This window comes from uncultured Allobosea sp., assembly GCF_945957345.1.
GTDB lineage: Bacteria > Pseudomonadota > Alphaproteobacteria > Rhizobiales > Beijerinckiaceae > Allobosea.
On the sequence record NZ_CAMFKW010000001.1, the window covers coordinates 96410 to 114554 of the forward strand.

At 65.9% G+C, this 18145-nt stretch carries 20 protein-coding genes; 6 read left to right on the forward strand and 14 right to left on the reverse strand.

Features of this window, described 5'->3' with window-relative positions; genetic code table 11:
• Window position 1: 1 nt before the first annotated feature.
• The 12 genes from Q0Q36_RS00435 to Q0Q36_RS00490 form a co-directional block, all read right to left on the reverse strand.
• Window positions 2-232 (reverse strand): hypothetical protein, encoded by a 231-nt coding sequence (locus tag Q0Q36_RS00435; RefSeq protein WP_265059952.1) that lies wholly within the window; start codon window positions 230-232, stop codon window positions 2-4.
• A gap of 41 nt (window positions 233-273) precedes the next feature.
• Complete coding sequence (locus Q0Q36_RS00440) at window positions 274-543, reverse strand: chaperone modulator CbpM (RefSeq protein WP_293794774.1); 270 nt, start codon at window positions 541-543, stop codon at window positions 274-276.
• Window positions 544-548: 5 nt separating this feature from the next.
• Window positions 549-1448 carry a J domain-containing protein gene (locus tag Q0Q36_RS00445; RefSeq protein ID WP_293794775.1) on the reverse strand — a complete coding sequence of 300 codons (900 nt, stop codon included), beginning with the start codon at window positions 1446-1448 and terminating at the stop codon, window positions 549-551.
• A 48-nt stretch (window positions 1449-1496) separates the two neighbouring features.
• The gene (locus Q0Q36_RS00450) at window positions 1497-2189 is read right to left on the reverse strand and encodes a CDGSH iron-sulfur domain-containing protein (RefSeq protein WP_293794776.1); all 693 of its coding nucleotides are present in this window, start codon (window positions 2187-2189) and stop codon (window positions 1497-1499) included.
• A 31-nt stretch (window positions 2190-2220) separates the two neighbouring features.
• Window positions 2221-4122, reverse strand: coding sequence for a molecular chaperone DnaK (gene dnaK / locus Q0Q36_RS00455; protein WP_293794778.1), 1902 nt, complete (start codon window positions 4120-4122; stop codon window positions 2221-2223).
• Window positions 4123-4178: 56 nt separating this feature from the next.
• Window positions 4179-4871 (reverse strand): nucleotide exchange factor GrpE, encoded by a 693-nt coding sequence (gene grpE, locus Q0Q36_RS00460; RefSeq protein ID WP_293794779.1) that lies wholly within the window; start codon window positions 4869-4871, stop codon window positions 4179-4181.
• A gap of 88 nt (window positions 4872-4959) precedes the next feature.
• A complete protein-coding gene (locus Q0Q36_RS00465) occupies window positions 4960-5523 on the reverse strand; it encodes an HdeD family acid-resistance protein (protein WP_293794781.1) in 564 nt (187 codons plus the stop codon).
• A gap of 181 nt (window positions 5524-5704) precedes the next feature.
• Window positions 5705-6100 carry a hypothetical protein gene (locus tag Q0Q36_RS00470; RefSeq protein ID WP_293794783.1) on the reverse strand — a complete coding sequence of 132 codons (396 nt, stop codon included), beginning with the start codon at window positions 6098-6100 and terminating at the stop codon, window positions 5705-5707.
• A gap of 117 nt (window positions 6101-6217) precedes the next feature.
• On the reverse strand, window positions 6218-6334 hold the full coding sequence (locus Q0Q36_RS00475; protein WP_265059959.1) for a DUF2474 family protein: 117 nt from the start codon (window positions 6332-6334) through the stop codon (window positions 6218-6220).
• Window positions 6334-7338, reverse strand: a complete 1005-nt coding sequence (gene cydB / locus Q0Q36_RS00480) for a cytochrome d ubiquinol oxidase subunit II (protein WP_293794785.1) — start codon at window positions 7336-7338, stop codon at window positions 6334-6336. Before cydB ends, Q0Q36_RS00475 begins: the two co-directional genes overlap by 1 nt.
• Window positions 7339-7343: 5 nt before the next feature.
• A complete protein-coding gene (locus Q0Q36_RS00485; RefSeq protein WP_293794787.1) occupies window positions 7344-8756 on the reverse strand; it encodes a cytochrome ubiquinol oxidase subunit I in 1413 nt (470 codons plus the stop codon).
• 54 nt (window positions 8757-8810) lie between these two features.
• Window positions 8811-11078 carry an FdhF/YdeP family oxidoreductase gene (locus Q0Q36_RS00490; protein ID WP_293794789.1) on the reverse strand — a complete coding sequence of 756 codons (2268 nt, stop codon included), beginning with the start codon at window positions 11076-11078 and terminating at the stop codon, window positions 8811-8813.
• Between the two features lie 212 nt (window positions 11079-11290).
• Here Q0Q36_RS00490 and Q0Q36_RS00495 point away from each other — a divergent pair, with 212 nt between their 5' ends.
• The 5 genes from Q0Q36_RS00495 (at window position 11291) to hydA (ending at window position 16488) form a co-directional block, all read left to right on the forward strand.
• Window positions 11291-12187: a bestrophin family protein gene (locus Q0Q36_RS00495; RefSeq protein WP_293794791.1), complete on the forward strand. Its 897-nt coding sequence runs from the start codon at window positions 11291-11293 to the stop codon at window positions 12185-12187.
• Between the two features lie 37 nt (window positions 12188-12224).
• The gene (locus Q0Q36_RS00500; protein WP_293794793.1) at window positions 12225-12752 is read left to right on the forward strand and encodes a hypothetical protein; all 528 of its coding nucleotides are present in this window, start codon (window positions 12225-12227) and stop codon (window positions 12750-12752) included.
• A gap of 223 nt (window positions 12753-12975) precedes the next feature.
• Window positions 12976-14277, forward strand: coding sequence for a Zn-dependent hydrolase (locus Q0Q36_RS00505; protein WP_293794795.1), 1302 nt, complete (start codon window positions 12976-12978; stop codon window positions 14275-14277).
• 54 nt (window positions 14278-14331) lie between these two features.
• Window positions 14332-14991 carry an aspartate/glutamate racemase family protein gene (locus Q0Q36_RS00510; protein WP_293794797.1) on the forward strand — a complete coding sequence of 220 codons (660 nt, stop codon included), beginning with the start codon at window positions 14332-14334 and terminating at the stop codon, window positions 14989-14991.
• Between the two features lie 15 nt (window positions 14992-15006).
• Window positions 15007-16488 (forward strand): dihydropyrimidinase, encoded by a 1482-nt coding sequence (gene hydA / locus Q0Q36_RS00515; RefSeq protein WP_293794799.1) that lies wholly within the window; start codon window positions 15007-15009, stop codon window positions 16486-16488.
• A 121-nt stretch (window positions 16489-16609) separates the two neighbouring features.
• On the opposite strand, the gene Q0Q36_RS00520 is transcribed toward hydA, so the two are convergent.
• Window positions 16610-17149, reverse strand: a complete 540-nt coding sequence (locus tag Q0Q36_RS00520) for a LysE family transporter (RefSeq protein WP_293794801.1) — start codon at window positions 17147-17149, stop codon at window positions 16610-16612.
• A 27-nt stretch (window positions 17150-17176) separates the two neighbouring features.
• On the opposite strand from Q0Q36_RS00520, the gene Q0Q36_RS00525 reads away from it, so the two are divergent.
• On the forward strand, window positions 17177-17374 hold the full coding sequence (locus Q0Q36_RS00525; protein ID WP_293794803.1) for a hypothetical protein: 198 nt from the start codon (window positions 17177-17179) through the stop codon (window positions 17372-17374).
• A 99-nt stretch (window positions 17375-17473) separates the two neighbouring features.
• Here Q0Q36_RS00525 and Q0Q36_RS00530 read toward each other — a convergent pair whose 3' ends face one another.
• Window positions 17474-18130: an O-methyltransferase gene (locus Q0Q36_RS00530; RefSeq protein WP_293794805.1), complete on the reverse strand. Its 657-nt coding sequence runs from the start codon at window positions 18128-18130 to the stop codon at window positions 17474-17476.
• Window positions 18131-18145: the final 15 nt, after the last annotated feature.

The window sequence follows — 18145 nt, forward strand, 5'->3', positions numbered from 1 at the left end:
TCTACCACGGCCCGAGGAAGGCCGGCGCAAGATCCTCGTTCACCATGCTCTGGGCTGCCTGGTCGGTCTGCTCGCTGCCGACCTCGTTCATCCGCTTCGCCACGTCGAACAGCAGCGCGCGGACATCGTCCTCGCTCAGCAGGCCTTTCGCGACGAGCTTGCGAACCAGCGCCCGCAGCACGAGCGTGTCGATATTACCGCGCTCCTGATGGGCTATCAGAGCTTCGTTCATGCCAGACCTCCCCGGCGCCTCAGGAAGCGCCGCCTTGCCCCTCAGCGTCCCTTGATCTCATCGCGCAGCTCGGTGAGCACGCGGCGCAGGCCGTGAACCTGATCGACGAGATGCAGGATGACATCGATGCCCGCGTCGTTGGCGCCGAGATCGTCCTTGAGCTGCCTGATCAGATGCGCGCGCGCCACCTCGATCTCGCCGAAGAACAGCCCGGCCTCGGCCTCCTCCGGGACGAGCCAGCGCTGCTCCAGCCAGAGCTCCAGCACCTGGACCTGGATTCCCGACGAGGAGAGAAATTCCTGCTTGGTCATCCTCATCACGCCCTGCCCTCACGCGGATCGTAGTCCTTGTCCTTCCAGCCCGACACGAAGCTCTCGAGCTCCGGATCGGGCGATTTCGGCAGCACCACCTTGAGCTGGACGAACTGATCGCCCTGGCCTCCCTCGCGCCGCGGCACGCCCCTGCCGCGCAACCTCAGCTTCGTGCCGGTATTCGAGCCCTTGGGCACCGACATCGTCACGTCGCCTGTCGGCGTCGGCACCCGGACCTGCCCGCCGAGAACCGCCTCGGTCAGCGAGATCGGCAGCTCCAGCGTGATGTCGTCGCCGTCCCGGGTGAAGCGGCGATCCGGCCTGACCTCAACCTCGATCAAGGCATCCCCCGGCCCGCCCTTGCCGGAACCGGGAGCGCCCTTGCCCTTGAGGCGCAGCGTCTGGCCGTCGACCAGCCCGGCCGGGATCTTCACGTCGATCGTGCCGCCATCCGGCAGCGTCAGCCGCTTGGTTGCGCCGGTGATCGAATCCACCAGGTCGACCGCGAGATGATAGTGCAGGTCCTGGCCGCGGCGGTTCGCCCGCGCCTGCTGGCTGCGGCGCAGCAGCTCGGCGAAGGCATCGTCCTGATCCATGAAATCGGAAAAGCCGGAGGCGTCGGCATAGCGATCGCCCTGGTCCGAGGTCGCGTAGTCCCGGTAGTAGTGGTGCTGCGGCCGCTCGGCGCCGGATTCGTCGATTTCACCGGCGTCGAAGCGCTTGCGCTTGTCGGCGTCGCTGAGCAGGTCATAGGCAGCCGCGACCTCCTTGAACTTCTCCTCGGCCGCCTTGTCGCCGGGATTGAGATCCGGGTGCAGCTTCTTCGCCAGCTTGCGGTAGGCGCTCTGGATCTCGGCGGCGGAGGCCGTCGCGGCGACACCCAGAACCTCGTAGGGATTTTTCACGGGCTACTCCGAAAGCCTGTACGACGGCAAAGCTTGCACGGACCGCCATCACTTCGCATGGAATTTGATAGCGGCATGCGTCCCATCGCAGAAGGGCTTGTTTCGCGAGCCGCCGCAACGGCACAGGGTCACGCGCTGGCGGGTTTCGTAGGCCTCGCCATCAGCCGAGACGACGGCGATCCCGCCCCGCAGCCAGATCGGCCCGCTGCAATCCTCTGCCGGGTCCTCGATGAAGCCGATCGAGGCTTCGGCATCCTGCTCCAGCGCCGCCTGCCTGGCCTTGTCCCAGACCACGAGCCGGCCAGACGGGCAGTTCTGGACCTGGCGAATGAAGGCCTCGCTCTCCGCGAGCTCTCCGGTTTCGGCCACCTCGTTCCAGACCTGCCCGTTGGCATCACAGAACCGCGCGAAGGCACAGAGCGACTCGACATCGAGCAGCGTCAGCGCCGGCCCGTCCACGGCTTGCGCCCGTTCGAGGTAGGGCAGCCGGCTCGCCGTCTCGGTGCCGTCGAAGCCGATCTTCGCATGCGTGCCGTCGCAGAACGGCTTGCTGTTCGAATGCCCGCACCGGCAGAGCGCGACGGACTTGCCGGCCTCGGGCCGGTCCTGACCCACCCATTCCTCCGAAACGCCCTCCGCGTCGGTCGCGATCGTCAGATCGGCGAGCCGGACGGAGCCGGTCACCAGATAAGGTCCGTTGCGCGTGATCTTCACGCGCACGCCGTTCCGGTCGTCCTTCATGCCTCCCTCCTTCGCTATCCGGAGTTGCGGGTCAGCCCTTCTTCTTGTCGTCGTCCTTGATCTCGGTGAACTCGGCATCGACGACGCCGTCTCCGCCCGCCTGCGCGGAACCGGCATCGGCGTCGGCCTGATGGGAGGCCTGCATCGCCTCGGCCAGCTTCATCGAGGCCTGCTGGAGCGCATTCACCGCCTTCTCGATCGCGGAAACGTCGTCGCCCTTCGCGGCCTCGCGGAGATCGTTCACGGCGGCGTCGATGCCGCGCCGATCCGGTTCGGCCAGCTTTGCACCGTGGTCTGCCAGCGTTTTCTCGGTGCCGTGCAGCAGGGCCTCGGCCGTATTGCGGGCCTCGACCAGGGCGCGGCGCTTCTTGTCCTCGGCGGCATTCGCCTCGGCATCCTTCACCATCCGCTCGATATCGGCCTCTGACAAGCCGCCGGAGGCCTGGATTTGGATACGCTGCTCCTTGCCCGTGCCCTTGTCCTTGGCCGAGACGTTGACGATGCCGTTGGCGTCGATGTCGAAGGTCACCTCGATCTGCGGCACGCCGCGCGGCGCCGGCGCGATGCCGACGAGATCGAACTGGCCGAGGAACTTGTTGTCGGCCGCCATCTCGCGCTCACCCTGGAAGACCCGGATCGTCACCGCGTTCTGATTGTCCTCGGCAGTGGAGAAGGTCTGGCTCTTCTTGGCGGGAACGGTGGTGTTGCGATCGATCAGGCGCGTGAACACGCCGCCCAGCGTCTCCAAGCCGAGCGAGAGCGGGGTCACGTCGAGCAGCAGCACGTCTTTTACGTCGCCTTGCAGCACCCCGGCCTGGATCGCGGCGCCGATGGCGACGACCTCGTCCGGATTGACGCCCTTGTGCGGCTCCTTGCCGAAGATCTTCTGCACCACCTCCTGGATCTTCGGCATGCGGGTCTGGCCGCCGACGAGGACGACCTCATCGATCTCCTCCGCCTTCAGGCCCGCATCCTTGAGCGCGTTGAGGCAAGGCTCGATCGTGCGCTGCACGAGATCCTCGACCAGCGCCTCGAACTTCGCCCGGGTGATCTTGATCAGCAGGTGCTTCGGACCGGAGGCATCGGCGGTGACGAAGGGCAGGTTGACGTCGGTCTGCGTCACCGTGGAGAGCTCGATCTTGGCCTTCTCGGCCGCCTCCTTCAGACGTTGCAGAGCGAGCTTGTCCTTGCGCAGGTCGATGCCCTGCTCCTTCTTGAACTCCTCCGCGAGATATTCGACCAGGCGCATGTCGAAATCCTCGCCGCCGAGGAAGGTGTCGCCATTGGTCGCCTTCACCTCGAAGACGCCCTCGCCGATATCGAGGATCGAGATATCGAAGGTGCCGCCGCCGAGATCGTAGACGGCGATCTTGGCCTGCTTCTTCTTGTCGAGACCATAGGCGAGCGCGGCCGCGGTCGGCTCGTTGATGATGCGCAGGATTTCGAGGCCCGCGATCTTGCCGGCATCCTTGGTGGCCTGGCGCTGGGCATCGTTGAAATAGGCGGGAACCGTGACGACCGCCTGCGTGACCGGCTCGCCAAGATTGGACTCGGCGGTCTCCTTCATCTTCTGCAGGATGAAGGCGGAGATCTGCGAGGGCGAATAGGGCTTGCCGTCGGCCTCGACCCAGGCGTCGCCATTGGCGGCCTTGACGATCTTGTAGGGCACGAGGCCCTTGTCCTTCTCGACCACCGGATCGTCATAGCGACGCCCGATCAGGCGCTTCACCGCGAAGATCGTGTTGGTGGGATTGGTCACGGCTTGCCGCCGCGCCGGCTGCCCGACCAGTCGCTCGCCATCCGAGGTGAAGGCCACGATCGAGGGCGTGGTGCGCGCGCCCTCGGCGTTCTCGATCACGCGCGCATTCTTGCCGTCCATGACCGCGACGCAGGAATTCGTGGTTCCGAGGTCGATTCCGATGACTTTGGACATCATGCTGCTCCCTGTCGTGCTTGGTTGTTCCGTTGTCCTGTTCGACGCGCGGCGCCCTAGCCGGTTCCACTCTTTGGATCTCGCGGCGATGGCGACGCTTGAGCCTCCGTTGCCGATGCAGCCGGGCTTGCCTTCGCAGACGGCCCGCCGCGAGCGATTCCGACCTTGGCCGGGCGCAGCGGACGCGTTCCGATGGCATAACCGGGCTCCACCACCTGGCTGACCGTGCCGTCCGGGACGGCGGGATCGGGAACCTCGAACAGCGCCTCGTGGAAGTTCGGATCGAACCGCTCGCCGACCGGCACGAGCTTCCTGACGCCATGCCTCTCCAGGACGCGCAGCAATTCCTTGCCGGTGAGATCGACGCCCTCGACCAGCGCCTTGACCAGGTTTTCGCCACGATGAGCCTCGGTATGGGCGCTCGCCATGGCGCGCTCCATGTTGTCGGCCACGGGCAGAAGATCGCGGGCGAAGCGCGTGACGGCATATTGGCGCGCATCGCCCAGGTCGCGCTCGGCGCGGCGCCGGACGTTCTCGGTCTCTGCCAAGGCCCGCAGCAGGCGGTCCTTCAAGGCAGCGTTCTCGGAACGGAGCTCGGCCAGCGCGCCGGCTTCCGCTTGCGACGGCGGCGCCGCTCCGGCCGCGGTGCTCTCCCCCTCGCCGCTCGGCACTGCCGGGGTCTGCTCGCCGGAAGCAGGCTCGCCAGCACCGTGCCTCCTGTCCTTGGCTCCGTCGTTTTCACCGATCATCGGCGCCTCCGCTCCAACTCTGCCGCCGCGGCGGCTCATCAGGAAGATTGCGAGCCGCAGCCGACCGGGCTCGCATGGGCAAGCGGTGTCAGTTCATCGATCTCAGCCGGAAGCCTGCGCCGAGCAGGGCGCAACCCTGGAAGATCAGGTCGATCGACAGGATGAGGCCGAGCAGCCAGGTGCTGTTCACCGGCCAGCCGACCAGAACGAGCAATCCGACAACCGTCGAGAGAATGCCGGAGGCGACGATCCAGCCCCAGCCACGCTCCGACATCGCCCCGGCCCCGAGCCAGATCCGCATGATGCCGGAGGCCGCCGTGAACAGGGCAAGGAACAAGGTCATGGCAGACGAAGCCAGCGATGGATTCATGAATGTCGCGGCACCGGCGGCGACGTAGAGCACACCGCTCAGGAGCCAGAGGATGAAGCCGCTCCAGCGCGCGATCCGGAAGGACTGCACGATCTGGAGGATGCCGGCCACGATCATCGCGGCGCCGAGATAGTAGACGGTGACGAGGGTCGCGAGCAGCAGATGGCTGCTCGCGACGAGGCCGAGGACGATGAAGGCGGCCCCGAGCGCGACGAACCAGCCCCAGGCGGCGCGAATGCCGTCCGCAGCGATCGCACCATGGCTCCTGTCGATATGCGTCATGGGGCCGTCCTTCCTCGCGAACGAGCGTGCCCGATATCTCCGCAATAGCCGTGCCAGCGCATAATTCTTTTGGAATCAATACGTTAATTCAAGTCGGAGGGGGTCGAGAAGACATTCTGTCCGGCCTGTGGAAGACAGAATGTCTGGAAGGAAAGCCCCCTCTTGCCTTCGCGCCTCGCGCCTATCCGTTGCCTTTCGATCCGTAGAGCAACCTGATCGCCGCGACGGCGACGAGGATGAACGTGCCGTTGTTCCTGACGTCGTCATCCGACGACAGCCCGTATTCTTCCCAGACACCAACGAAATTATGGGCCTCGCCCTCGGCCACCACCCGCGTGGCGACATCCTTGATGGCGTCGAGCTGAGCGAGATCGAAATTCAGGCCATCAAACGTGCCATAGAGTCCGTGCCGTCGCAGGAAGCCCGACATCTTCTCGGAAGCGAGGCCGAGATAGAAAAGCAGGTCGGCGGCTTCCAGAGGCCTATCCGTCGCCTGTGGGAAGAAGCCGATCCCGGCATTCGGAAGATCATGCGCCCTGATGTCGGTCGTGAGCTGCTGGATTGGCACGAAGGTCATGTCTCGCTCCCGGTTTTGCGATTGTGATCCCGCCCTTCCGCAATGTTGACGCCTGCGGCACGGCCCGTGATCTGCTCCCATCCTCCACGAAATCGCGGCGAACCGCAGGCGCCCGGCTCAGCCGGCAAGAACCAGCTTGATGATTCCGCTGAGCAGGCCGAGCACCGCGACGCTGGCGATCCAGATGCCCGCCATCCAGGCGAGCCGTTTCCAGAGCGGGGCGACGGGCGTCATCAGTGATATCCGTGCACGCCGGCCTTGCCCCGGAAGACCCAATAGGCCCAGCCGGTATAGGCGAGGATGATCGGGATGATGACGAGCGCGCCGGGCAGCATGAAGGCCTGGCTCGAATAGGGTGCCGCCGCATCCCAGATCGTCACCGCGCGCGGCACGACGTAAGGGTAGATGCTGATCCCCAGCCCGACGAAGCCGAGCAGGAAGAGCGCGAGCGCCATCAGGAAGGGCAGCTTTTCGAACTCGCGCTTCAGGCCCCAGATCAGCGCCGCGGCGCAGATCGCCACCAGCAGCGGCACCTGTGCCGTCAGCAGCACGCCAGGCATGGCGAACCAGCGCCGCCAGTAGTCATAGGCCAGGAAGGGCGTGGCGGCGCTGACGGCCGCCAGCGCCGCGAGCGTGGCAAGCGCCAGCCAGAAGGCGACACGGCGGGCATGGTGCTGGCTGGAGCCTTCCGTCTTCCAGATCAGCCAGGTCGCGCCAAGCAGGCCGTAGCCGATCACCACGGCGATGCCGGTGAGCAGGCTGAAGGGGCTGAGCCAGTCCAGCCAGCCGCCGGCATAGGCGTTCTGCTCGACATGGATGCCCTGCAGGATCGCGCCCAGCGTCACGCCCTGCGTGAAGGCGGCGACGAAGGAGCCGAGGCAGAAGGCGACGTCCCAGAGCGGGCGGTGGCGCGGATCGCGCCAGCGGAACTCGAAGGCCACGCCCCGGAACACGAGGCCGAGCAGCATGGCGATCATCAGCGGATAGGTCGCCGGCAGGATGATGCCATAGGCCAGCGGGAAGGCGGCGAAGAGGCCGCCGCCGCCCAGCACGAGCCAGGTCTCGTTGCCGTCCCAGACCGGCGCGATCGAGTTCATCGCCTGGTCGCGCTCGTCGCCGACCGCAAGGCTCGGGAACAGTATGCCGATGCCGAGGTCGAAACCGTCCATCACGACATAGGCCATGACCGCCAAGCCGATGATGCCGGCCCAGAAGACGGTGAGGTCGATGCTGGCCATGGCGTTCACTCCCCCGCGCCGGCCGGGGCGACGACGCCGGGCGCCGGCGTGATGCCTGCCGCGCGTTGCGGTATCGGGGCCGGAGGCGGCTCTCCGCTGCCGGGCGGCTTCGCCATCAGGCGCAGCAGGTAGTAGATGCCGGCTCCGAAGGCGAAGAAATAGACGATGACGAAGGCGATAAGCGAGGCGGCGACGGCCGGCGCCGCCAGCGGCGAATGGGATTCGGCCGTCCGCAGAAGGCCATAGACGGTGAAGGGTTGGCGCCCGACCTCGGTCGTCACCCAGCCGGCGATCACCGCGACGAAGCCCGACGGCCCCATCAGGATGGCGGCGCGATGCAGCCAGGACCAGTCGTAGAGCTTGCGGCGGAAGCGGGCGAGCAGGCTCCACAGGCCGATGCCGAGCATGGCGAAGCCGAGCGCGACCATGATCCGGAACGACCAGAACACGATTGGCACCGGTGGCCAGTTCTCGCGCGGGAAATCGACGAGGCCCGGCAGCGGCGCGAACGGGGCGTGCTTCAGGATCAGCGAGCCCAGATGCGGGATCGAGACCTCGTAATCGACCCGCGCCTCTGCGCTGTTGGGCAGGCCGAACAGGATCAGCGGCGCGCCGTTCGGGCTCGGCTGGTAGTCGCCCTCCATCGCCAGCACCTTGATGGGCTGATGTTCGAGCGTGTTGAGCCCATGCGCGTCGCCGGCCAGGATCTGGATCGGCGCGACCAGCGCCGCCATCCACATCGCCATGGAGAACATCGTGCGGGCGCCGGCATTCGCCCGGTCCTTCAGCAGGTGCCAGGCCCCGACCCCGCCGACGGCGAAAGCGGTGGTCAGGTAGGCGGCGATCACCGTATGGACGAGCCGATAGGGGAAGCTCGGGTTGAAGATGATCGGCAGCCAAGAACCGGCCGGCACGAACTGCCCCTGCGCGTTGATGGCGTAACCGGCAGGCGTCTGCATCCAGCTGTTCGCCGAGAGGATCCAGGTCGCCGAAATCAGGGTGCCGAGCGCCACCATGCAGGTTGCGAAGAAATGCAGCCGCCGGCCGACCTTGTTCATCCCGAACAGCATCACGCCGAGGAAGCCGGCCTCCAGGAAGAAGGCTGTCAGCACCTCATAGGCCATCAGCGGCCCGATGATCGGCCCGACCTTGGTCGAGAAGACCGACCAGTTCGTGCCGAACTGGTAGGACATCACCACGCCCGAGACCACGCCCATGCCGAACACGACCGCGAAGATCTTGAGCCAGTAGCGGAAGAGATCGAGATAGACCCCTCGCCCCGTCTTCAGCCACAGCGCCTCAAGCACCGTGAGATAGCTCGCGAGCCCGATCGAGAAGGCCGGGAAGATGAAGTGGAACGAGACCGTGAACGCGAATTGCGCGCGGGCCAGGACAACCGGATCGAACTGGTCGAACAACGTCCTTCCTCCTAAAAGCGTGACGCCGGCCCCGCGATCAGCATCCCCGGCGTCTCAGCCCGCGGCGACGCGGACCGGTATCGACTTGGCGGCGGGCGTGCCGCTGATCCTGTCGTAGTAGTCCAGCGGCAGGAGCGGGTTGAGCTCGGGATAATAACCCGCGACCGCGCCGCGCGGCATGGGATAGTCGAGGACGGTGAGGCCGTCGACGCGACGTTTGATCCCATCCTCGCTGATCGTCTCGAGCGCGATGCGCGCGCCGGAATCCAGACCGCGCTCCTCCCGGTCCTGCGCATTCATGAAAAGGACCATGCGATCATTGTAAACGCCGCGGTAGCGGTCGTTATAGCTGTAGATCGTCGTGTTGAACTGGTCGTGCGAGCGCACCGTCGCCAGGCGCAGCATGGCGGGGTCCGCAACCACGTCGTTGACCTCCAGCCCCGGCAGCGGCAGGAAATTCGCCTTGCCGTTCGGGGTATGCCAGACGCGCCGGCGCGGCGCGACGTCGAGGTGGAAGCCTTTCGGCGCCTTGATCCGCTCCGAAAAGCCCTCGTAGATCTCGGGATAGACCGCGGCGATCTTGTCGCGGATCAGGCCGTAATCGTCGATATAGCTCTGCCAGCGCACCGTGCTGTCCGGCAGTGCCGCCATCGCCATCCGGCAGACGATCTCCACCTCCGGCAGCAGACCGGGGCTGGCCGGCGACAGAACGCCGCGCGAGGCCGTGACGTTCGACATCGAATCCTCGATCGTGACGAACTGCTCGCCGGCCGCCGTGACGATCCGCTCGGAACGCGCGATCACCGGCAGGATCAAAGCGTCGCGGCCATGGACGAGGTGGCCGCGGTTGAGCTTGATCGTGATCCCGACCGTCAGGTCGAGCTTGCGCATCGCCGCATAGGAGCGCTCGGTATCCGGAATGGCGCGCACGAAATTGCCGCCCATTCCGATGAAGACCCTGGCGGTGCCCCGCTCCATCGCCTCGACGGTCTCGATGGTGTGGTGGCCGTGATGGCGCGGCGGCTCGAAGCCGAAGACGTCGCGCACCCGGTCGAGATAATCCTGCGTCGGCTTCTCGTCGATACCGACCGTGCGATCGCCCTGCACGTTCGAATGGCCGCGGATCGGCGAGATGCCGGCGCCCGGCTTGCCGAAATTGCCGCGCAGCAGCAGGAGATTGGCGACCTGCTGCAGCAGGCGCGAGCCTTGCTGATGCTGCGTCAGCCCCATGCCGTAGCAGATCATCGTGGCCTTCGAACGGATATAGATTTCGGCGCAGCGCCGGATCTGCGCTTCATCGAGCCCGGAGACGCGCACGATCTCGGCCCAGTCCTGCGCCAACGCATCCTCGCGGATGGCCTCGATCCCGACCGTGTGCTCGCGGATGAAATCATGGTCGAGAACCGCCTCGCCCTGCGCCTCGCGCTCGAACATCACCTTCATCATGCCCTTGATCAGGGCGAGGTCGCCGCCGATCCGGATATGGACGAATTCGCTGGCGATGGCGGTCGAGCCGAAGGTCGCCATCTGGACGACATCCTGCGGCTCGGCGAAGCGGATCAGCGCCCGCTCCGGCATCGGGTTGACCGCGACGATCGGCACGCCGCGTTTCCGCGCCTCGACGAGGTTGGTCATCATGCGCGGCGAGTTCGTGCCGGTGTTCTGGCCGATCACGAAGATCGCCTCGGCATGCTCGAAATCCTCGAGCACCACCGTGCCCTTGCCGACGCCGATCGCCGGTGGCAAGCCGCGGCTGGTCGGCTCGTGGCACATGTTCGAGCAATCCGGAAAATTGTTGGTCCCGAAGGCGCGCACGAAGATCGCATAGAGGAAGGCGGCCTCGTTCGGCGTGCGGCCCGAGGTGTAGAATTCCGCCTGATGCGGGCTCTCCAGCGCGCGCAGATGCTTGCCGATCAGGGTGAAGGCATCATCCCAACTCACCGGCACATATTTGTCGGTGGCGGCATCGTAGCGCATCGGCTCGGTGAGCCGGCCCTGCATTTCGAGCCAGTAGTCGGATTGCGCCATCAGCTCGGTGACGGTGTGCTGCGCGAAGAACGCGCGCGTGACGCGGCGCTTGGTCGCTTCGAAGGCGAGCGCCTTGGCGCCGTTCTCGCAAAATTCCAGGGTCTTCTTGCAGTCGGCATCCGGGAAGGCGCAGCTCGGGCACTTGAAGCCGCCTGGCTGGTTCATCGCGAGCAGTGCCCGCGAGCCCTTGGTGATGACGCTCTGCTCCATCAGCACCTTGGCGGTCGCGGCCGCCGCGCCCCAGCCGCCGGCGGGGTGATGATAGGTCTGGTAGCGTGGCTTGCCGCTGGCCATGGCTTGAGGCCCTCCAAGATGGCGAGCCCAAAGTTAAACACTCTATCTCATTGAAATCTATAGACAATTTGTCCCGATATTTTGGACATTTTGTCCATCCGCAGATACCGCCTGACCACTAAGTGCTTGAGTTGACAGAGGCACGTCTCTGGCACGCTCGGTGCTATAGTCGTCCGGGCACCGGCGTGTGTCCGGTGGAGGCGAAGCGCTCGATGATCTTGCGATCGAAGCCCGACTTCAGGGACATCCTGTTCGCGGTCAACGGCTCGATCCTGCCCCGGATTCTGCCGCAGCTTGCCGGGATCGCAGTGGTCACCGCCGTCGCCGTTTTCGCAGCGGACGAGCATCCCGGCATCTTCGCCAAGATCAGCGCCATCCCGTTCACGCTGATCGGCATCGCGCTTTCCGTCTTCATGAGCTTCCGCAACAGCACCTGCTATGCGCGCTGGTGGGACGGGCGCAAATTCTGGGGCGAGCTCATCATCGCCTGCCGCTCGCTGGCCCGTCAGGCGTCCGGGCTCAATGCGAGCCACCAGCGCTTCCTGCTGCACGGCCTCTGTGGCTTCACCGCCGGCCTGGCGGCGCGACTGCGTGGCAGCGACGAGCTCGCTGAGATCGGCAAATGGTTCGATCCGGCTGCGCTCGCCGAAAGTCCGAATCCGACCAACACCGTCCTGCACGAACTCGGGACCTATTGCATCACGCTCATGCACAATGGCGAGCTCGGCGCGATCCATTATTCGGTCATCGAGGGACAATTGACGGCCCTGTCGGATGTTCAGGGCAGTTGCGAACGCATCGCCCACACGCCCGTCCCCTTCGCCTATTCGCTTTTGCTCCACCGCACGGCACTGGTCTTCTGTACGACCCTGCCCTTTGCGCTGGCCGGCTCGCTCGCCTGGTGGACGCTGCTGCCCGTGCTGCTCGTGGCCTATACCTTCTTCGGGCTCGATGCCCTCGGGCACCAGCTCGAAGACCCCTTCGGATCGCAGCCGAACGCATTGCCGCTGAACGCCCTGCAGCGCATTGTCGAGCGGGAGATGCTGTCGGCGCTCGGCAGCAAGGACCTTCCCGAGCCGATCCAGCCCAAGGACAACATGCTGACCTGACCACCCGCCACCGACCTGTACCGAGGAGGAAAACGCCATGGCCCTGACGCGCAAGGAAGAAGAACGCGCGCTGAATGCCGACGAGCGCGAGATCGTCGCGCAGACCCGGCACCCAGCCGTGCAGAACCTGCCCGACGATGCCCTGAACACGCTCTTGAAACGCCTGCGGGATCAGCGCGACAAGGCTTCGAGCCACGCCAACCGACAGCGGCGCGAAATGCGCGGCAAAGCGGCCCCGAAAGGTGCGGAGCCCAGCACCGGAAGCGCCGGGTCCAGCCTGAAGACGATGGTGCTGGCGGCGGCCCTGAAGCGGCTGAATGCCGAAATCCAGCGCCGCGCCGAAATGGCGAAGAACCACACTCTGATCGAAAATGCCCAACGTGCGCTCGAACTGAAGATGCACGCACAACACAACAACATCCCGTTCAACACCCGGCACGCCAATCAGGGCATGCACGATATCCCGGACAAGGAGGTGAATTCGCTGATCCGTCCGGCCGAGCGGGGGCGCCTGCGCAAGGCTTCCCACGTAGCTCAGGCGAAACGTGACGCCTCAGGCCATTGAGATCGTCGACAGGGCCCTGCTACCCGAAGGAGTGGCCGGCAAGGTTTAGAGCGATCGCCCCGGATTTATGCGTAGGCAGCGCATTGTGCCCGCAGACGGGTTGGCTCAATGTCCCCGGGCTGCCTGCCGGCAGCGCGTATCGTCAGGACAATGCGCGCGCTCGATCACCCTCGCTTCACGGCTGCGGTGCGATGATGTCGCGACCCCTATCGACCGGATCAAGATGACCACTGCTGCCAGGACGCCCACCGCCGACACGATGATCGCCACGGCCGTCGCGGCCCAGCGCAATTGGGTGGAGGCGCTTTTCGATCGCCTGGCGGCCGGCAGCCGCGACACGCCCGGCATCACCCGCGACACCTATGGCGCGGGCGAGGATTTCGGCCATCGCTTGCTGGAGGAGCACGGCAAGGCGTACGGGCTCGCCGTCTCGCATGATTTTGCCGCCAATACCTATGTCACCCTCTCGGGTCGCGACGCCGACGCCCCGCGCATCCTGATGGGCTCGCATCTCGACAGCGTGCCGCATGGCGGCAATTTCGACGGTGCGGCCGGTGTCGTCGCCGGGCTCGTGGTCATCGAGACCTTGCGCGCGCTCGGCATCACGCCACGCTGCGACGTCACCGCGATGGGCGTGCGGGCTGAGGAGAGCGTCTGGTTCCAGGTCTCCTATATCGGCAGCCGCTCGGCGCTCGGCACCTTGCCGGACGGCGCCTTGGAGGCGAAGCGCATCGATGACGGCCGCGCCCTCGCCGCCAGCATCGACGCCAGCGGCGGCGATTCCAGCGCGATCCGCCGGCGCGAGCGGCATCTCGATCCGGCCGCGATCCGTGCCTTCCTCGAAGTCCATATCGAGCAGGCCCCGAGCCTGGTCGAATCCGGCCTGCCGGTCGCGATCTGCACCGGAGTGCCCGGCAATTTCCGCTATCCCGATGCGCGTATCGTCGGACGTCACGACCATGTCGGCACGCCTCGCCGTTTTCGCCGCGATGCTGCCATGGCTGGCGCTGAATTCGCGGTGATGCTGGACCGGCTCTGGCAGGAAGAGGAGGAAGCGGGCTTCCCGATGGCGGTGACGCTTGGGCGCTTTCATACCGATCCTGCCGTCCATGGCCTGACCACCGTGCCGGGCAGCTTTGCGTTCAGCCTCGACGTGCGCGCGTATGACCCTGCCGTTCTGGAACGAGTCGAAGCCAAGATGCTGGCCGGCATTAGCGAGATCGAGGCGCGCCGGCGCGTCGGCTTCGAACTCGGCACGCGCGCCAGCGCCGCCGTCGGCCCGGTCGATCCCGGCATCGTCGCCGGGCTTGAAGCGTCGGCGGATCGGCAGGGCATCGCGACCATGTCGCTCGGCAGCCCGGCTTCCCACGACTCCGCCGCCTTCGCTGCGGCCGGCGTGCCCATCGCGATGCTGTTCGTGCGCAACGAGCATGGCAGCCACAACCCGCTGGAGGCGATGGAGATCGACGATTTCCTGGCAGCCTGCACGATCCTGGCGGATTGGGTCGCGCGAGAGGTCGCCTGAATCAGCCGGCAATGCCATGCTGAACCCTGGACCTGCCACTTCGGACCTTTCGCGATGAGCCGCCGCCCCCGCATTCTCGTTATCAACCCCAACTCCAACGAGATGGTCACGGAAGGGCTGCGGCAGGCACTGGCTCCGCTCGCCTTTGCCGAAGGGCCGGAAATCCTCTGCGAGAGCTTGCGCGACGGACCGATCGGCATCGAGACGCAGGAGCATGTCGAGAGCGTCACCCTGCCCTTGCGCCGCCGGATCGAGGCCGCCAGCGACGTCGATGCCTTCGTCATCGCCTGCTATTCCGATCCCGGCCTGCATATCGCGCGCGAAGGCACGGCGAGCCCGGTCTTCGGCATCGCCGAATGCGGCGTGCTCACGGCGCTCACGCGGGCGGACCGCTTCGGCGTGATCGCGATCAAATCACGTTCGATCCCGCGCCATATCCGGTATCTGCGCCAGATGGGGCTGATGGACAGGCTTGCCGGCGAGCGGCCGCTCGAAATGTCGGTGGCGGAGAGCGCATCCGGCGAAGGCACGCTGCAGCGCATGATCGCGATCGGCCGCGAGCTCCGCGACGAAGACGGTGCCGGCGCCATCGTGATGGGCTGCGCCGGCATGGCGCGCCATCGCCGGCCTCTGGAGGATGCGCTGGGCGTGCCCGTGATCGATCCGACGCAAGCTGCGGTCGCCATGGCGATCGGCACGCTGATGGTACGCTGAAAGGGACGAGGGCAGATGACGTCGAACTACGATCTGGTCATTCGCGGCGGCACAGTCGGCTCCGCGACCGGCAGCTTCCGTGCCGATGTCGCGGTCAAGGATGGCAAGGTCGCCGCTCTGGGCCTCGGCCTCGGTGCGGGCGCCCGCGAGATCGACGCGACGGGCAAGCTCGTCCTGCCCGGCGGCATCGACACCCACGCCCATGTCGAGCAGGTCTCGGCTGGCGGTTTGCTCAATGCCGACACCTTCGAGAGCGCTACGACCTCGGCCGCTTTCGGCGGCAACACCACGCTGATCTCCTTTGCCGCCCAGCATCGCGGCCTCGATCTCCGGAAGGTCGTCGACAACTATGCGGCCTTGGCCCGGCGCGGCGCGCTGATCGATTATGCCTTCCACCTCATCGTCGCCAATCCCGATGCCAAGACGGTCCAGCAGGACCTGCCGGCTCTGATCCGCGAGGGCCATGCCTCGATCAAGGTCTTCATGACCTATGACCTGATCAAGGTCGATGACGAGCCATTGCTCGAGCTGCTGCTGACGGCCCGCCAGAACCGGGCGCTGGTCTGCGTCCATGCCGAGAACCACGGCATGATCTCCTGGATGGGCAAGAAGCTCGTCGAGAAGGGCTATGTCGCACCGAAATTCCACGCGATCAGCCATCCGCGCGGCTCGGAGGCCGAGGCCTTCAACCGCTTGATCACCGCAGCCGAACTGCTCGATCAGCCGATCATGATCTTCCATGTCTCGACTGCCCAGGGCGCCCAGGTGATCCGCGACGCACGCGGACGCGGCCTCAAGGTCTTCTCCGAGACCTGCCCGCAATATCTCTTCCTGACCCGGCACGATCTCGACAAGCCCGGCCTGGAAGGCGCCAAGTGGATGTGCTCGCCGCCGCCGCGTGAGCAGGCAGACCAGGATGCGCTCTGGCAGGCGCTGGCGCTCGGGGACATCCAGACGGTCTCCTCGGACCATGCTCCCTACCGCTTCGACGAGACCGGCAAGCTCTCGGCCGGCCCGAGCCCGAATTTCAAGCAGATCGCCAATGGCCTGCCGGGGCTGGAGACGCGACTGCCCCTGCTCTTCGACGCGCTGGTCTCGAAAGGGCGCCCGGAATTCGCCGGGCGCGGGCTCGAAGCCTTCGTCAACCTGACGGCGACGGCGCCGGCCGAGATCTACAACCTCCCTGGCAAGGGGGCGCTGCTACCCGGCTATGACGCGGACATCGCGATCTGGGATCCCGGCAAGCAGGTGGAGATCACCGACGCGGCGATGCATGACTTAACCGGCTTCACGCCCTTCTCGGGGCGCCGCGTCACCGGCTGGCCGGAGCGGGTTATCGTCAGGGGCGAAGATGTCGTGGCGGGCGGCTCATGTACGGCGGTACCGGGCTCGGGCCGCTGGCTCGGCCGCAAGGGCGGGCCGGCGGCAACACCGACCGGCAGGCTCGTTGCCGATATCGATCCCGAGCACAATTTCGGGGCGCGCCTGCTCGATTGATGCGTTTCTGACGCCTGTCGATCATCCACCGCGTGACGCTCACCGTGCAAGATCGGGGGAAACCGGCATCGGAAAGCCGAAGACATCCTGCATCGGCTCAGGCTCGCGTCCGCAAATGAGCTCAAGCAGACCGGCGCAGGCTGTCCACCATCAGCTTGACGCCCAGGGCTCCAGCCACAGCGCCAGCCGTTCGGTCGATCCAGACCTTGGAGCGGAGATAGACCGCCCGCGGCGTTGGGACGAGAACCCGACAGCGACGACCGTGTACCAGCCGAACTCGATCAGGAAGAGCATCGGCGGCAGAACAAACAACATCCAGGATGGTGGGGGCCGGCAGCAGCGCGGCGAGCATCGACGCATAGAAGATCGCCGTCTTGGCATTGGAGAGCTGGACGAAGAGCGCTCTCAACAACGAGGTCCATAGCGTGCTCTGGCGCTCGCTGACGGTATCGGCAACCTCGAGCGGTTCGGGAGCAGCGCGCCAGATGTTGATGCCGAGCCGACGAGCTCTGCGGGCACGACACAGAGCGCCGTGCAGATGAATAGTTTGATCAATACTGGCCTGTGCGTCGTGGGCAAACCGGCTACGAGCTTCTCGTCCATTCCCCGCTCCCCTTGCTTTTGCGGTCGAGCGCAGACGACGGGTCTTCGCTTCGATCAACGACGATTGGCGCCGGGGAAAGGGGCCGTGACGCCATCCGGCAAGATTCTCCGGCTCGACCACTTCCTTCGTCGGCAGACATCGATCGATTGGGACCAGCCGCAGACGCGCTGGATCAAGGAAGGGCTTCGCGAGGAGTACGCCCCCAATCCGATCTCTGGCGCCAGCGTCCTCGCTCAGAACCGGATCAATTTCCGACTGTTCGAGGCCTGGGCGAACGCGTGAAACGGGGGAGCCAACCGGGGATGCCACGCGTCAGGATCATCGAGGGGAACGCGATGCCAACCGCCACGTCGCCATAGACGTTGGCCGCTTCCTTCGGGATCAGCGGATACGCATCGACAGCTCGACATCCTCGGCAAAGGGGACGGACAGGTAAGCGCCGCCCGATGCGCGCACGCGCTCGAGATATTCCGGGCTGTGATCGGCATTGTCCGCGACGATGAGTGAACCCGGGCGCAGGCTGCCTTCGACAAGATCAAGAATGTCGGGATAAAGCGACTTTGCGCCGTCGAGCAGCAGCAGGTCGACCTGTGCGGGCAGGCCGGCCGCGAGCGTCTTCAACGCATCGCCTTCCCGGATGTCCACGAGGTCGGCGAGGCCGCCAGCTTCCAGGTGCTCACGGGCCCGGGCCACCTTGGACGGCTCGAATTCGGTGGTGATCAGGCGTCCTCCGCCATTGTCGCGCAGGGCGGCCGCAAGATGCAGGGTCGAAATGCCGAGGGACGTGCCGAATTCGATGATCGTTCGGGCGCGGCTGTTTCGGGCGAGCATGTACAGCAGCACACCCGTCTCCCGCGAAACGGGAAGCCAGAGATCCTTCAGACGGCTGTAGAGGTCGAGATACTCCGTCTTGCTGCGCATGAGGCGCTCGCGCTCATCCCCGGAGAAGCCGGCGAACGCCGAGTCTGGGGTTGCGTTCGCTTGCGCGAACAAGCGGTCGAGAAGCGAGGCAAGCGGCGCGGTGGTCAGTGTCGTCATGGAAGGCTCCGAGCG